Source organism: Pseudomonas sp. LBUM1644 (assembly GCF_059716195.1).
In genome coordinates this window covers 3,477,127-3,491,448 of the sequence record NZ_CP166812.1, presented here as the reverse complement: position 1 = coordinate 3,491,448, position 14,322 = coordinate 3,477,127, and the positions used below count along the sequence as shown (strand labels likewise).

The window sequence follows — 14,322 nt, the reverse complement described above, 5'->3', positions numbered from 1 at the left end:
GCGAGAACAAGGGTCATGGCAATTACCCATCAAAGTCGTACTTATTTTTCAATTCATGGGTTGCTGGCGTGCAACTGTCGCCCCAGATGACTGATCAACCAAGCAATGCTGTCGGCGTTACTGAGTTGCACCGACAGCCTGATCAGTGGATTTTTCTTGAAGACGTCACGGGCACCGCTCAGGTTGTATTGGTCGGTCAGGGCCAAAACACGTTTTTTTGCTGTCTCGGTTTCTTCAACTTCGCCCAAGTCTGTCCACGTGCGGGTATCCGGGGCGTAACTCATGAACAGTTCAGTCAATGGCGTCTTGATCGACAGGGCGGTGGCCTGAAGTTCGCTCAACGCATCTTTGAGGCTTTGGCCCGCGGTCGTTGACGTGTTTATCAGGTCGGCAAACGGTCTACCGGGATCGAGATAGGTGATGTCTTCGGCTTTGCAGGCAATGTGCGACAGTTCATGGATCAGCGTCGTCGCACGGGCATGGACACTGATAGGAAACGCGGTGTCAGTCAGGTGCTCGCGGTAGTATTCGAACCCGGGATGGAAGAACCTTTCCGCCAGGTAGATTCGGCGTTCCGCGTCCCTTGGGACGGTAAAGGCAAACGTATGCGTCGGGTCCTGGAGGACGTCTCCAACCGCAAAGCGGTTGGACTTGAGGTGCCTGAGTGTCGGGTCCAGCAGGGCTGAAAAAATGTCGGTTACAACCTTTTCAAGCTGTTCAACATGCTGGGGTACCACGGTTTGCACTCCCAGAAATGCCTTGATGAGCGTATGCGTCGGCGTGCCCGCCAGCGTGGGATCCTTCAGTAATTGCAGGTTCCGAAAGCTGTTCCACGCATAAGTGGTCGCGAGGTCCAGCCCTTCATCAATCATTCGGGCCCGGAAAGGAAACAGCGAGCGTATTTCTCGCAATCCTGTGGCTTCGACGCTCATCCCTGCGTCGGCCGTCAGCATGGTCTCCAGCCTGTTAAGCAGGCCGTAGCGTGGATCGAGATTTTCCGTTTCCAGAATCCACTGTTTTGAACTGATTTGGCGCACATAGGGGCCCCGGATCTTGTTGCCGAAGATTCGCCAGCGATTACCCCGTTTTTCGACCGGATACACCTTGCCTTCAATCGGCCCGTGCAGTGTTTTTGTCGTCGGGTCGGTGTACAGGCCCAGCGCCGGGTTCAAGGTCATTGAGCCCAGGTCGAGGTCGGTTTTCTCGTGACGCTGCAGCTGGGTCCGTTCGGGCGCCGTGATGTCGACGTCCTGCCATTTAAAGCGGGGGATGGGTGTTTCGGGTGCAGGCTTGCTCACGATCGAAGATGGCAGGGCATGGGGCAACATCGATTGACGCAACGAGGCGAGTTGCGCGATGCCGCTGATAAACGCCTTTAACGCAGCCCCCCATTTGTGCGTTTGAAGGTCCTCGGCGGACTGTTTGATATCGCGATAACTGCGCCACACGGTGACCGGGTAGGCAATCTTACCGGTCAAAAACGTAAAGGCTGCATGCAGGTCTTCCCCCAGCACATGCTTGATGGTGGCCCATTCGCTTTGCCCCTTTTCGTCTGACTGACAACCCAAAAGTCGGGCCAACAGTGCGGCGTTGTCCTTGAACAGGTTTGCGAACAGATTCCCCTTGATCGGGGTCGACGCCAGCGTCACTTCCCCAAGGCCCTTGCCGGGCGTCGCCCGGGTTTGCAGCAGGGTTCGATCGGGTGGCGGCAGATTCCTGAGTACCCAGTCGTGCAAGGCGCCCTGGGTCTCCAATTCGGTCAGCAGTTGTTGTTCATTTTCGTATTCTTTCAATCCGTGCCGGGGGCTGTAGGGTGCGAGAAGGATGTGCGGCCCTGTGTTGTCAGACGTTGAGTTGATCAAGTAGAGGCCGGGCACCTTGATCGTCTGGTCCTTCTTGAGTCCTATGAATTCAAGCGGGCGGATGATCGCCTGTGCACCGTCGACTGCCGCACGGGCAATGGCGTCGGGCATGTCCATGACTTGCCGGATCAGGTCAAATCCTGCCTCACTCAGACGTTCCTGCAATTTTTCGCTGTGGGCGTAATGCATCAGTTGCCAGGGTAATTGGCTGTAAAAGCGCTTCTTGCGGACGGCTGAGCCAGCGTGGGTGTCGGCAAAGGCTTCGTTCAGAACCGTCTGCTGATGCTCGCCCAGCTTCAGGTTGCGTATCAGGTCTTTGATGTAGCGTTCGTCGACTTCTTCAGGAATCACCGTGGCATCAAGCGATACCAGTTTGAAGCGGGCGGCCTCCAAATCCTGAAGGTGGCTCAAGGCAAATTCGGTCAGGGTTTGAGTGCTGGCCGCGGATATCCGGCGTGAGCTGATCTGGACCTCGACCTTGTCCGGATCAAGGTCGAAGGTGTCCGCCTTGAGTTGTTTTTGAAGTTCAAGATGCGCCGTGCGCGCCAGGGAGCGAATACCGCTCAGGTAGTCTTGCCCTTCGCTGACATTATTGAGGTATTGCTGAAGCAGTTCCGCATGCAGTATCTGATCCTTGATGGGCGCCTTGGCCAGCCATGCCGACAGTTTTTGCTGGGTTGTCAGGGCCAGGGCCATTTCCGTTGCACGGTGCAAACCCGTCTTCGGCTCGCGCAACGCCACCCACTGCAGAAGGCGGGTCAAGATCGTGGTGGGGAGCGCCGAGGCCAGTGCCTGGGCTACGCTCGCCTGGTCCAGTTGGACAAAAGGCTTTTGCACGTGATCGAGGAAATGCCCGTCTATCCGTTGCAGCGGTGCCAGGGTGTAGGTCAGGCCAGGCAATCGCTCGTTGAGGCCGAGGTTTTCCAGAAGGGTGGTGCGCTCATCGAAATCCTGAAGACGTCGTTTGAGCTCGGCCAGCAAGGGCGTCAATGAGGGGAACGCTTCAAACCCTCGCGCCGGGGACCATGCGATGGCTTTACCCGAGTGTTCCGGGTCAAGGCCTCCCCGTTCGGTGAGCACAAAACAACTGGCCAGTTTCAGCACGTCCGCCGAGTCGCCGGCCTTCAGGGAAAGTGCGAACACGTCAGGCAGAAAACCGTTCAACGCCCCGCGTTGCAGGCGCACCGGGGTATCGAGCACTGTCTTGATGATTGCCTGTTCTGTAATGCCCAGCGTGCGTGCGACGGTGTGCAGGTTGAGTTCGCTGCGCAAGGCCGTCGAGAGGGTATGGGTGAAACTCGATTGCAGGTCGTTCAGCGATGAAGCGACGATACTCTGCGCCTCGGTGGCGGTGCGTGTCGTGGCAGGAATGGCAGGGTGTTGTTCCAGCAATTGGTCGAGCGCCTGCTGGACAGTGGTGAGCTGTGCCAACTGCTGTTTGGCAGTCTCGGCGCGCACGGTCGCCGGTTGCGCGTGCCAGCGTCGGTCTGCCTGCGTGCTCCAGCGTCCGGCGGCATCGGCGGCCAACAGCCGATCATCGATCAGCCCCCGCACGTCCAGCGCCTTGTCGAGCAAGGCATGCGGGTCAAGCGTGCCTTCACTTTCACGGTAGCGGCTCAAGGCAAAGACCAGGTTCCTCTGTTGTTTGCCAATGACGTCCGTCATCAACTGTTCAAACACCGGACTGACAATCGGTTCTCCGACAATCATGCGCTCATTCGGCTCCAGTGAAAGAAACGTGCCGTATTCGTCAAGTGACATGAAATTGAGCAGCATGTCTTCATGGCCTTCGCTTTGCATCATGTCCAACACGATCTTTTTGAGCTCGGCCAGGTCGCTCGTGGCTTCGATGCCTCTGGATTGGGTATACAGATAACCGAGGGTGTCTTTGCTTCCGATCATCAGGGTGCAAGCCAGCTCGGCGTAGTGCTTCAACGGGGCGGTGACCCGGACTTTTTCGATGCGCAGCGTATCGTCCGAGGCAGACGCTAGGCTGACATTCATCAAGAACTGGTAGTCCTCCGTCGTCAGCACTTCTTTTTGACGCTGCAGTAAAAGATTGACGTGATAAGTGTCGCGCAGACCTTCGGCAAAAAACGCCGAGCGTGACAGCCCATTACTCAGGGGCGTGTTCCAGAACGTCTCGAGCAGGCTGTGCAAGTGGGGCGTGAAACTTTGTGCGATCTCCTTGACTGCGCTTTCCCAGGCCTGGTTATCGGCGTCGCTGCTCACGGCGAGCCCGGGATTGGAAAATACCCTGGAATCGCCAGCGGGCCATTGGTTGGTCAGGTAGTACTGCAGAAGGGCATCGCTTAGTGAAAGCGAAGACATTGTGTGGGCGTAGTCCCTGGTGTCGAAGGCGGAAACCGTGCCGACAAAGCTCTTCAGTCGCGTAAGCCGCTGGTCCAGTGTGGGGAAGGGCTTGAACAGCGCGTTTTTGAGGGTCTCGTCCAGCATCGATTGCGGGGAGGGGAGCTTGACCAGTTCAGCCATCATCGCCTGGAGGTTGTGCGCCTGATTTTGCTCAAGGATGAGCGCCTGGTCCTGGAATATCGCCGCCTGGATTTCTTCCGTGGAAATGTCGGGCGCAGCCGCGGCCAGTACGGTTTGGCGTTGTTCCATGGAGAGATAGCGCAGCAGTTCGAGTTGTTCTTGGGGCTGCGCCAGCCATTCTTTGAGCTTGCTTTTGAGGTCGGCCATGTCGGCGAACTTGATCAGGCCTTTCCTGGGGGTGTAGAGCGTGACCTCTCCATCGTCAGGCCGGCTCATGGCGAAGGCCCCGGCCAAGGGAATACCGGTTTTGCCCGCCCGGTCCAGCAGTAGACGGTAGACGTGCATGGGGTCGTTTTTGTCGGTGCGGGCTGCACGTGTAGCCAGATAAACGCGTTTCAGCCAATTCAGGTCATTCTTGGTCAAGTTCAGCGCTTTTTCGCGCTCGCCGGGTTGCTTGGCACTGGAAGCACGCTCTGCTTCGTCGAAAAAATACGGCAGTGAGGGAGTTGTCATGTTTTTCCTCGATGTGCTGCGAGGGGGAGACCTCGCAGGTTGTTGGGTCGAGTAAAAACATTACCGTCACCCCACAGGCCGGGTGCGGTACATATTGCTTGAACGAACCCGCGGTCGAGACTTGACAGGACGCCGGTAAAACAGCGCTTAATCGACGTCTGCTTTTGGTTGCCGTGCAACTACGTTCCTCCCTGGTGCCCGTACTCAATAAAAAAATTGGAGCTTCAGATGACCGCAACGCCCAAAGTGGCCGTCAGTTCGAACACTCAATCGCTCGATTTCGACGCGCTCGTTCTATTGCTTGAGCAGATTTTCACGCGCCACGGCACGTCTGCCGATGTCGCCAGGACACTGGCCCTCAATTGCGCCGGTGCCGAACGCGATGGCGCCCACAGTCATGGTGTGTTCCGCATTCCCGGGTATGTCTCGACACTCAAGAGCGGCTGGGTCAATGGCCAGGCAGTGCCCGTGGTCGAAGACGTCGCCTCCGGCTTCGTCCGGGTCGACGCCGCTAACGGGTTTGCCCAGCCGGCGCTCGCCGCGGCACGTTCCCTAATGGTAGAAAAGGCTCGTAGCGCAGGGATTGCGGTGCTGGCGATTCGTAACTCCCATCACTTCGCGGCCTTGTGGCCAGATGTCGAGCCGTTCGCCTATGAAGGGTTGGTGGCGCTGAGCGTGGTCAACAGCATGACCTGCGTGGTGCCACACGGCGCCGATCGCCCGTTGTTCGGGACTAACCCGATTGCCTTCGCCGCGCCTCGGGCCGACGGTGCCCCGATTGTCTTCGACCTGGCCACCAGTGCCATTGCCCATGGCGATGTGCAGATCGCTGCACGCAAGGGCGAGCGCTTGCCGGCGGGTATGGGCGTGGACAGCCTCGGCCAGCCGACGCAGGACCCGAAAGCGATTCTCGAAGGCGGCGCGTTGCTGCCGTTCGGCGGGCACAAGGGCTCGGCGCTGTCGATGATGGTCGAGCTGTTGGCCGCGGCGTTGACCGGTGGCAATTTTTCGTTCGAGTTTGATTGGTCGAACCATCCAGGGGCCAAGACACCCTGGACCGGGCAGCTGTTGATCGTGATCGACCCGAGCAAGGCCGCCGGGCAGAATTTTGCCGAGCGCAGTCAGGAATTGGTCCGGCAGATGCACGGCGTCGGTCTCAAGCGTTTGCCAGGTGATCGTCGCCACCAGCAACGGGCCAAGGCCACTGATCAGGGAATTGCGCTGGATGCACAGACGTTGGCGGATCTGCGGGAATTGGCGGGGCTATAGGCTGAACACACTGTAGGAGCGAGCTCGCTCGCGATGGTCGATAACGAAAACGCGTGATTACTGGATAAACGCGGTGCTTCGGAATCCATCGCGAGCGAGCTCGCTCCTACAAAAAGCAGAGCTGATTAACGTCGGCCGAGCAGCAACCCGACCACAAGGCCAAAGCCTGCCGAAATGGCCACGGTTTGCCATGGATGACCACCGATATAGGTTTCAGTGGCTTCGACCGCGGGTAACGTCCGGTCGCGTACGCTGGTGACCGAGTCCCGTGCCTGCTGGAGTTTCAGGGCGATTTGCCCGCGAAGCGTTTCAGCTTCCTCTCCCACCAGTGAAGCGCTGCTCTTGAGCAGTTTTTCCGACTCTTCGATCAGCGATTGAAGTTCGCTGAACGCTTGGTCCTTGATTTGGTCTTCGGCGACTTGTGCGGCGGTTTTCCGGGCCATTGGGGTACTCCTTGCGGGTGGATAGTCAGTGAACAATGGAGTCTGTGGCGACTGAAAAAGTTGCAGTGATTTTGCGCGCAGACGTCACGCGGTAGAAAAATCCAGCGCAGGACATTTCTTCCTACAGTGTAAGATGTCGCCTATTTACGCAGCAGGTAACTTCCCATGAGCTTCAATCTGGCCGACAAACCCCTTGCCGAGCGTGCGGCGCTTGAAGACGAGAAATCCCGTCTGTTCGATCTTTGGCAAAGCAACCTGGGCAAGTCCAAGGGCGAGGCCGCGCGGTTGTTCGGTGAGCGCGCCAAGCGCAAAGGCAAATGGGCTGAGTGGGTCCGCGCCGAACTCGACGCCATGTCGCCGCCTGAATTTGCCAACATGGTGCGCAGTGAAGTCAACCGCCTGATGGCCGCCAAATAATTACGATCCCGACACAAAAATTGCGGCAATGGCTTCGCGTACTTTCAATACCACCGGATCGAGCTGGGTGCTGGTGCGCCACCCCAGCTCAATTGGATAACGCGGCAGCGCCAGAGGGCAGGGCAGCAGCGCCAGGCCACTGAGTGCCGCGATGCTTCGGGCGGCATGCGCCGGAATGGTCGCCACCGCCTGACTGCCCTTGAGCAGATACGGCAATGCCGCAAAGTGCGTAGTCGACGCACACACCCGCCGAGTCAGGCCCAGCGCCGCCAACCCTTCATCGGTGATCCCGATAAAACCGCCCGATGACACCAGGATGTGTTCGCGCGTGACGAACTCCTCCAGGCCAAGCGTCTGCTGGCCCTCGTCCAGACTGAGCGGGTCCACCAGGCACAGATAATTGCCTTCGCCCAACACCTGGCGGCTGAGCAAACGCTCGGCAAAACCACCGGCCGTAATTGCCAGGTCGATACTGCGTTCCAACAGTGCGTGAGCAACGATCTGACTGTGGGTCTGCCGGAAGATCAGCCTTAGCTTCGGGGCGCTACGAGCGATTTCTTCGATCAAGCGCCGGCCGTAGGCAATCTCGAAATCATCGGATAAACCCACCGAGACCGAGCGTCCGTCGTACTGATGGGCGGAAGGATCGACCATCGCCAGGCTTTGCCGGCATTTGTTGAGCGCATCGCTGACAACCGGTTTCAACTGGTTCGCTTTGAGTGTCGGCGCAAGGCCGCGACCGGTGCGCACGAACAGTTGATCGCCATACAGCTCCCGCAGTCGGCGCAACGCCGCACTGACCGCCGATTGCGTTACGCCCAGGCGCAGTGCCGCACGGCTGGCGCTGGATTCCTCGTGCAAGGCTTCGAACACTTTCAGCAGGTTGAGATCGACGGTGGCGATATTCATCGGGTTCATATCATTCAGCAGTGAGTCGGGCTTTATTCATGATCCCGTGGCACCTGAGAATGAGCAACACCTGAGGCGAATGGAGTGATCGAGATGCCTAAATCAATCGTGGCTGCACTGCAACTCGGCGCCTTGCCCGGCGGCAAGGCTGAAACCCTGGAGCAAATCCTGTCCTATGAAAACGCGATAATCGACTCCGGCGCGGCGCTGGTGGTCATGCCCGAAGCCTTGCTCGGTGGCTATCCGAAAGGCGAGAACTTCGGCACTCAACTGGGCTATCGATTGCCGGAAGGTCGAGAAGCCTTTGCCCGCTATTTCTCCAACGCTATCGACGTGCCCGGCGCGGAAACCGAAGCGCTCGCCGCGCTGTCGGCCCGCACTGGGGCCAATCTGGTGATCGGCGTCATCGAGCGCGCCGGCAGTACGTTGCACTGCACGGCATTGTATTTCGATCCGCAGGCCGGGCTCGTGGCCAAGCACCGCAAGCTGATGCCCACCGGCACTGAGCGGCTGATCTGGGGCAAGGGCGATGGTTCGACGCTGCCGGTGATCGACAGCCAGGTCGGGCGCGTTGGCGCGGTGGTGTGCTGGGAGAACATGATGCCGCTGCTGCGCACCGCGATGTACGCCAAGGGTGTTCAGGTGTGGTGCGCGCCGACGGTGGACGAGCGGGAGATGTGGCAGGTCAGCATGCGCCACATCGCCCACGAGGGCCGCTGCTTCGTAGTGAGCGCCTGCCAGGTTCAGGATTCACCACAGGCCCTGGGCGTGGAGATTGCCAACTGGCCGGCGGACCGGCCATTGATTGCCGGGGGCAGCGTGATTGTCGGGCCGATGGGGGATGTATTGGCCGGGCCGCTACGTGGCGGGCCGGGTTTGCTCACCGCCGAGATCGACACGGATGACCTGATCCGCGCCCGTTACGACTTCGACGTGGTTGGCCATTACGCACGCCCTGACGTGTTCGAGTTGACCGTAGACGAACGCGCCAAACCCGGCGTCCGTTTCAACCCATAACCCCTGTAGGAGCTGCCGAAGGCTGCGATCTTTTGATCTTGATTCTTGGCGGATCAGGTCTCGCCGAAGATCAAAAGATCGCAGATTTCGGCAGCTCCTACAGGGCAGCATCGGCCAATTCCAATGGGCGCAGGATCAGGCGTTCAGGGGTATTACCAGGTGCCGGTAGTGGCGGTTGGCAGGCTGAGTTTGCCACTGTCGGTAAAGCGCATCGTGCCGAACAACCCCCCGGCCAATTTCCCGCGCAGCACGTAAGGCAGGTTGTTCAGGGTTTGCGTCTGGCTCAGGCCCAAGGTCTGGCGCAGTACCGAGAACGCCGAAACGCTCACGGGTACCGTCAGCACGGTTTCGGAAAAGCGTGCAATCGTGCCCGATTGATCGCTGACACCGGAGGCGAGTGGCTGGCCGTTGACCTCCAGGTCCAGGGCCACGCCGTTGTAGTCGATGGCGTTTTCATTGGGGTTCTGCACGCGTATTTTCACGGCAAAACGCACTTCCATGTCCTGGCTTTGCAGCGGCTCGAAGCCGACCACATTGATGTTCAGCGGGTCGCGATTGGGGAACAGGGCACAGGCGCTGAGGGAGAGCAGAGACAGGGCAAGGATGACGGCGTGGACACTGCGCATGGAGGTGCTCTCATATCAAAAAGGGCTGAACCGGCAGCGGCTCAACCCTTGAGCATTTCTAGCGGTTCAACTGTGCGACCACCACAGGCGTTGCGGGTTCACCTTTGGCCGGCATATCCGGGTTTTCCATGACTTGCAGGATCGAGGCTTCCGGGTCGAAATCGTCTTCCTCCAGCTCAATGAATTCTTCGGGCAGGAATATGTTCAGCACGATAGCGCACAACGCGCCGACCGTAATTGGCGATTCGAAGATGTTGTGCAGCGCCTTGGGCAGCTCGCGCAACACTTCGGGAACGGCGGCGACACCCAGGCCCATGCCGAGGGAGATCGCCACGATCAGCATGTTGCGCCGATGCAGGCCCGCTTCGGCGAGAATCTTGATCCCCGCCACGGCGACGGTACCGAACATGACGAGCTCGGCGCCACCGAGCACCGGTTTCGGCATCAACTGCAGCACCGCGCCGATCATCGGGAACAACCCCAGCACCACCAGCAATCCGGCGATGAAGAACGCCACATAGCGGCTGGCAACACCGGTCAGCTGGATCACGCCGTTGTTCTGGGCGAAGGTCACCATCGGCATGCTGTTGAACACGGCCGCCATGGCCGAGTTGAGGCCATCGGCGAGCAGGCCGGACTTTATGCGGCGGATGTAGATCGGACCTTTGACCGGTTGCCGGGAAATCATCGAATTGGCGGTCAGGTCGCCAGCGGCTTCGAGTGGCGACACCAGGAAAATCACCGCGACCGGCACAAACGCCACCCAATCGAAATGGAAGCCGTACTTGAACGGCACTGGCACGCTCATCAGCGGTACGGCGGGCAGGCTGCTGAAATCCACGTGGCCCATGAACCAGGCCACGACATAGCCGAGGGTCAGGCCGATAACAATCGCGCCGAGGCGCAAGAACGGCACATCCACCCGGTTCAGCACCACGATGCTCCCGAGCACCAATGCCGCCAGCGCAAGGTGGCTGGCCGCGCCAAGGTCCGCCGCCCCAAAGCCGCCGGCAATGTCGGTCATGGCGACTTTGATCAACGACAGACCCATCAGCGTGATGATCGTGCCCGTCACCACCGGCGTGATCAGCATCCGCAGTTTGCCGATGAATTGGCTCAACACCACTTCGATGAAGGCGGCGAAAAAGCACACGCCGAAGATCGTCGAGAGGATTTCATCGGTGCCACCGCCTCGAGCCTTGACCATGAAACCGGCACTGAGAATCACACTGATGAACGAAAAACTGGTGCCTTGCAGGCACAGCAGTCCAGAGCCGACCGGACCGAACCGCCGCGCCTGTACGAAAGTGCCCAAGCCTGAAACAAACAGCGCCATGCTGATCAGATAAGGCACTTCGCTTTGCAGGCCGAGCGCGCCACCCATGATCAGCGTCGGGGTAATGATGCCGACGAAACTGGCGAGTACGTGTTGCAGGGCGGCGAACAGGGTAGCGGTCAGGTGCGGGCGGTCGTTGAGGCCGTAAATCAGGTCGGAGCGTGGCTGGGGTTTTGCAAGTTCAGATGAAGTCACGAGGAAAGTGCCGGAGGCCAGGTCAAAAACGGACGCGCAGGATGCCAGAAAGATCAAAAGATCGCAGCCTTCGGCAGCGCCTACACCGATCTCATGTAGGAGCTGCCGAAGGCTGCGATCTTTTGATCTTCAAGCAAACGCCGCCAGCAAATCCTCCTCAAACGCCTTCTGCGCATCCCCCGGCACTTGGGCGCGATGGCGCGCCAGATGAAACGCCACGTCAAAACTCACGTCGTCGAGACGCAGGGCCCTGAGCAAACCCTTATCCTCCCAGCTCTTCGCATAGTGGCTGGGCAAATACCCAACGTGCTTGCCGGACAGAATAAAGGCGAGGGTGCCCTCTACCTGTTCCGAGCGCGCCGAACACAGCTTGCCCTGGAAGGGCTCGTCGCTGCGCAGGAAGCGGTAGGGGTGATCGACCCGGTCGCAGGCCTGGAGCGCCTGATCGTCGGGCGCGTCATCGGTGAACAACGGGTGCCCGGGGGCGCAATACAAGTGCTGGGTTTCGCTGAACAGTTCGCGGTAGTCGAAAGCGCTCTGCACCTGTGAAAAATAGCCGATGGCCAAGTCCAGCCGCTTCTGCAACAACAACCGCTCCATTTCGCCAGGCATGGCACTCATCAACTCGATACGCACCGATTGATCGCGCTCGCGAAAGCGCCGGATCGCGTCAGCCACCCGCCGCAGCACCGATTGATCCAGCGCTTCGGACAATCCCAGGCGCACCTCGCCGATCAAGCGCCCGGCCACACCATTGGATTGATGACGGAACGCTTCGATAGATTCGAACAGCCCGCGGGTCGCTGTCAGCAGTTGCTCGCCTTTTGGCGTGACTTTGAATCCACCCTTGCCGCGACTGCACAGTCGATAGCCGAGCCGGGTTTCGAGCCTGGCCATTTGCTGGCTGATGCTCGACTGGCTCAGGCCCAGTTCGCCCTGGGCAGCGCTGAAGCCACCACATTCCACCACGTTGACGAAAAGGCGCAGCAATTGCAGGTCCAGGTCGTGCAGTTGGCCCAGCATCAAACATTACTCCAGGATAAAGTCAGGTTAACAAACTTGATATTTCGCCAATGTATCCGACGACGCATGCTGCAGCCACTTCCCCTGGTCAGGTGTTCGTCATGGCTCCCGTATACAAGCTGTGTTTCCCCGCGATGTTCCTCGCCATGGCCGTATCGGCGCAGGCCGAGGACAAGGTAGTCAATCTCTACAGTTGGGCCGATTACGTCGCCCCCGAGACGTTGCAGCGTTTCGAGCAGGAAACCGGCATTCACGTGCGCTACGACACCTTCGATGCGCCGGAAGTGCTCGAAACCAAACTGCTCACCGGTGGCAGCGGTTACGACGTGGTGGTGCCGTCCTCCAGCGTTCTGGCCCGTGGACTGGCGGCGGGTGCGCTTAAGGCGATTCCTCACGAAGGCCTGAAAGGCTATGCCAACCTCGATCCGGATTTGTTGGAAAAACTGGCTGCTGTCGACCCCGGCAATCAATACGGCGTGCCTTATACCTGGGGAACGCTAGGGCTCGGGATGAATGTCGAGGCGGTGCAGAAGCGCTTGCCCGGCGTGGCGCTCAACAGTCTGGATTTGCTGTTCAAGCCGGAATACGCCAGCAAACTGAAAGACTGTGGCATTGCAATTATCGATTCGCCGCAGGAGGTGATCGGTCTCGCGTTGCACTATCTGGGGAAAGACCCCTACAGCACCGACACGAAGGATCTCGACGCGGCGCAAGCGTTACTGCATCAGTTGCAGCCCAATGTGCTGTACGTCGCCAGCGGTCGGCAGATCAACGACCTGGCCAACGGCAGCGTCTGCCTCGCTCTGGCCTACAACGGTGATGCCAGCATGGCCGCCGATCAGGCGCACAAGGCCAATAAACCCTACGAAATCGCCTACCGGATTCCCAAGGAAGGCACGATCGTGTGGCAGGACAACCTGGCGATCCCCAAGGACGCACCGCATCCCGAAGCGGCTCGCCAGTTCATTGAATTCATGCTGCGTCCGGAGTCCGTCGCGGCGCTGACCAACACCTTGTTTTTTGCCACGGCCAACCAGGCAGCCACGCCGCTGGTGGATGAAGCCGTGCGCACCGATCCGGACATTTACCCACCTGCCGACGTTCGCGATCGGCTGTACGCGGACCGCAGCATGAGCCTCAAGGACATGCGCCTGCGCACGCGCCTGTGGACCGCTTTCCGTAGCCGCCAATAATAAGGAACCCGAGATGGACGTCCCGATGCAAAACGATCAAGCGATCACCCGTGACAGTCTCTACGGAACTGCCGCAGAAAGTACCTACGCCGGTATCACCAGTTTCATGCGTCGCCGCTACAGCCGCGACTTGCGGGGTGTCGACGTAGCGGTCAGCGGTGTCCCGTTCGACACCGCCACCAGTAACCGTCCCGGCGCGCGTTTCGGACCGCGCGGCATTCGTGCCGCGTCCACCGGGATTGCCTGGGAACGCCACTGGCCTTGGACATTCGACCCGTTCGATCATTTGGCGGTGATCGACTATGGCGATTGCGACTTTGATTCCGGCACGCCGCAATCGGTGCCGGAAAGCATCGAAGCCCACGCCGAGCACATTCTCAACGCTGGCAGCGCGATGCTGACGTTCGGTGGCGATCACTTCATCACCTATCCGCTGCTCAAGGCCCATGCCCGCAAGCACGGTCCGCTGTCGCTGATTCACTTCGACGCCCACAGTGATACCTGGCCGGATGAAGGTGGCAAGCGGATCGATCACGGAACCATGTTCTGGCACGCGGCTAAGGAAGGTCTGGTGGACCCGTCACGTTCGGTGCAGATCGGTTTGCGCACCACCAACGATGATCACCAAGGGTTTGAGGTGCTGGATGCGCGGCAGGTGCATCGACAAGGGGTGGACGCGATCGTGGAAGCCATTCGGGCGCGGGTCGGCGATCACCCGGTGTATTTGACGTTCGACATCGACTGCCTCGACCCGGCCTTCGCTCCGGGCACGGGAACGCCGGTATGCGGCGGCTTGAGCACGGTGCAGGCGCTGGAAATCCTCGGCGGCTTGCGTGGCATCAATCTCGTGGGAATGGACGTAGTGGAAGTGGCGCCGGCTTACGACAGCGCGGAGATTACGTCACTGGCGGCAGCGACGTTGGCGATGGAGATGCTGTGCCTGTATGCGGCCAGACATAAAGTAGATCGTTAGTACACGGACCAATGTGGGAGCGGGCTTGCTCGCGAAAGCGATGTGTCAGTCGA

The 14,322-nt window shown here is 59.5% G+C and carries 11 protein-coding genes; 5 read left to right on the top strand and 6 right to left on the bottom strand.

Features of this window, described 5'->3' with window-relative positions; translation table 11 throughout:
- Nucleotides 1–53 precede the first annotated feature (53 nt).
- Nucleotides 54–4,868, bottom strand: coding sequence for a dermonecrotic toxin domain-containing protein (locus tag ACA052_RS15710; protein WP_497645702.1), 4,815 nt, complete (start codon nucleotides 4,866–4,868; stop codon nucleotides 54–56).
- A 228-nt stretch (nucleotides 4,869–5,096) separates the two neighbouring features.
- Here ACA052_RS15710 and ACA052_RS15705 point away from each other — a divergent pair, with 228 nt between their 5' ends.
- Complete coding sequence (locus ACA052_RS15705; protein ID WP_497645701.1) at nucleotides 5,097–6,137, top strand: Ldh family oxidoreductase; 1,041 nt, start codon at nucleotides 5,097–5,099, stop codon at nucleotides 6,135–6,137.
- 125 nt (nucleotides 6,138–6,262) lie between these two features.
- Here ACA052_RS15705 and ACA052_RS15700 read toward each other — a convergent pair whose 3' ends face one another.
- Nucleotides 6,263–6,580 (bottom strand): ElaB/YgaM/YqjD family protein, encoded by a 318-nt coding sequence (locus tag ACA052_RS15700; RefSeq protein WP_497645700.1) that lies wholly within the window; start codon nucleotides 6,578–6,580, stop codon nucleotides 6,263–6,265.
- Nucleotides 6,581–6,745: 165 nt separating this feature from the next.
- On the opposite strand from ACA052_RS15700, the gene ACA052_RS15695 reads away from it, so the two are divergent.
- Nucleotides 6,746–6,997, top strand: coding sequence for a hypothetical protein (locus ACA052_RS15695; protein ID WP_010460650.1), 252 nt, complete (start codon nucleotides 6,746–6,748; stop codon nucleotides 6,995–6,997).
- Here ACA052_RS15695 and ACA052_RS15690 read toward each other — a convergent pair whose 3' ends face one another.
- A complete protein-coding gene (locus ACA052_RS15690; protein WP_497645699.1) occupies nucleotides 6,998–7,915 on the bottom strand; it encodes a LysR family transcriptional regulator in 918 nt (305 codons plus the stop codon).
- Nucleotides 7,916–7,999: 84 nt separating this feature from the next.
- On the opposite strand from ACA052_RS15690, the gene ACA052_RS15685 reads away from it, so the two are divergent.
- Complete coding sequence (locus ACA052_RS15685) at nucleotides 8,000–8,923, top strand: carbon-nitrogen hydrolase family protein (RefSeq protein WP_497645698.1); 924 nt, start codon at nucleotides 8,000–8,002, stop codon at nucleotides 8,921–8,923.
- A 152-nt stretch (nucleotides 8,924–9,075) separates the two neighbouring features.
- Here ACA052_RS15685 and ACA052_RS15680 read toward each other — a convergent pair whose 3' ends face one another.
- The 3 genes from ACA052_RS15680 to ACA052_RS15670 form a co-directional block, all read right to left on the bottom strand.
- Entirely contained in the window at nucleotides 9,076–9,549 is a 474-nt protein-coding gene (locus ACA052_RS15680; protein WP_497645697.1) for an LEA/WHy family protein, read from the bottom strand.
- A gap of 58 nt (nucleotides 9,550–9,607) precedes the next feature.
- The gene (locus ACA052_RS15675) at nucleotides 9,608–11,080 is read right to left on the bottom strand and encodes a nucleobase:cation symporter-2 family protein (protein ID WP_497645696.1); all 1,473 of its coding nucleotides are present in this window, start codon (nucleotides 11,078–11,080) and stop codon (nucleotides 9,608–9,610) included.
- 129 nt (nucleotides 11,081–11,209) lie between these two features.
- The gene (locus tag ACA052_RS15670; RefSeq protein WP_497645695.1) at nucleotides 11,210–12,103 is read right to left on the bottom strand and encodes a LysR family transcriptional regulator; all 894 of its coding nucleotides are present in this window, start codon (nucleotides 12,101–12,103) and stop codon (nucleotides 11,210–11,212) included.
- Between the two features lie 101 nt (nucleotides 12,104–12,204).
- Between ACA052_RS15670 and ACA052_RS15665 the strand changes: the two genes are divergently transcribed.
- Together ACA052_RS15665 and speB are read left to right on the top strand one after the other, a co-directional pair.
- Nucleotides 12,205–13,296, top strand: coding sequence for a polyamine ABC transporter substrate-binding protein (locus tag ACA052_RS15665; protein ID WP_497645694.1), 1,092 nt, complete (start codon nucleotides 12,205–12,207; stop codon nucleotides 13,294–13,296).
- A 13-nt stretch (nucleotides 13,297–13,309) separates the two neighbouring features.
- Nucleotides 13,310–14,269, top strand: coding sequence for an agmatinase (gene speB, locus ACA052_RS15660; RefSeq protein ID WP_497645693.1), 960 nt, complete (start codon nucleotides 13,310–13,312; stop codon nucleotides 14,267–14,269).
- Nucleotides 14,270–14,322 lie beyond the last annotated feature (53 nt).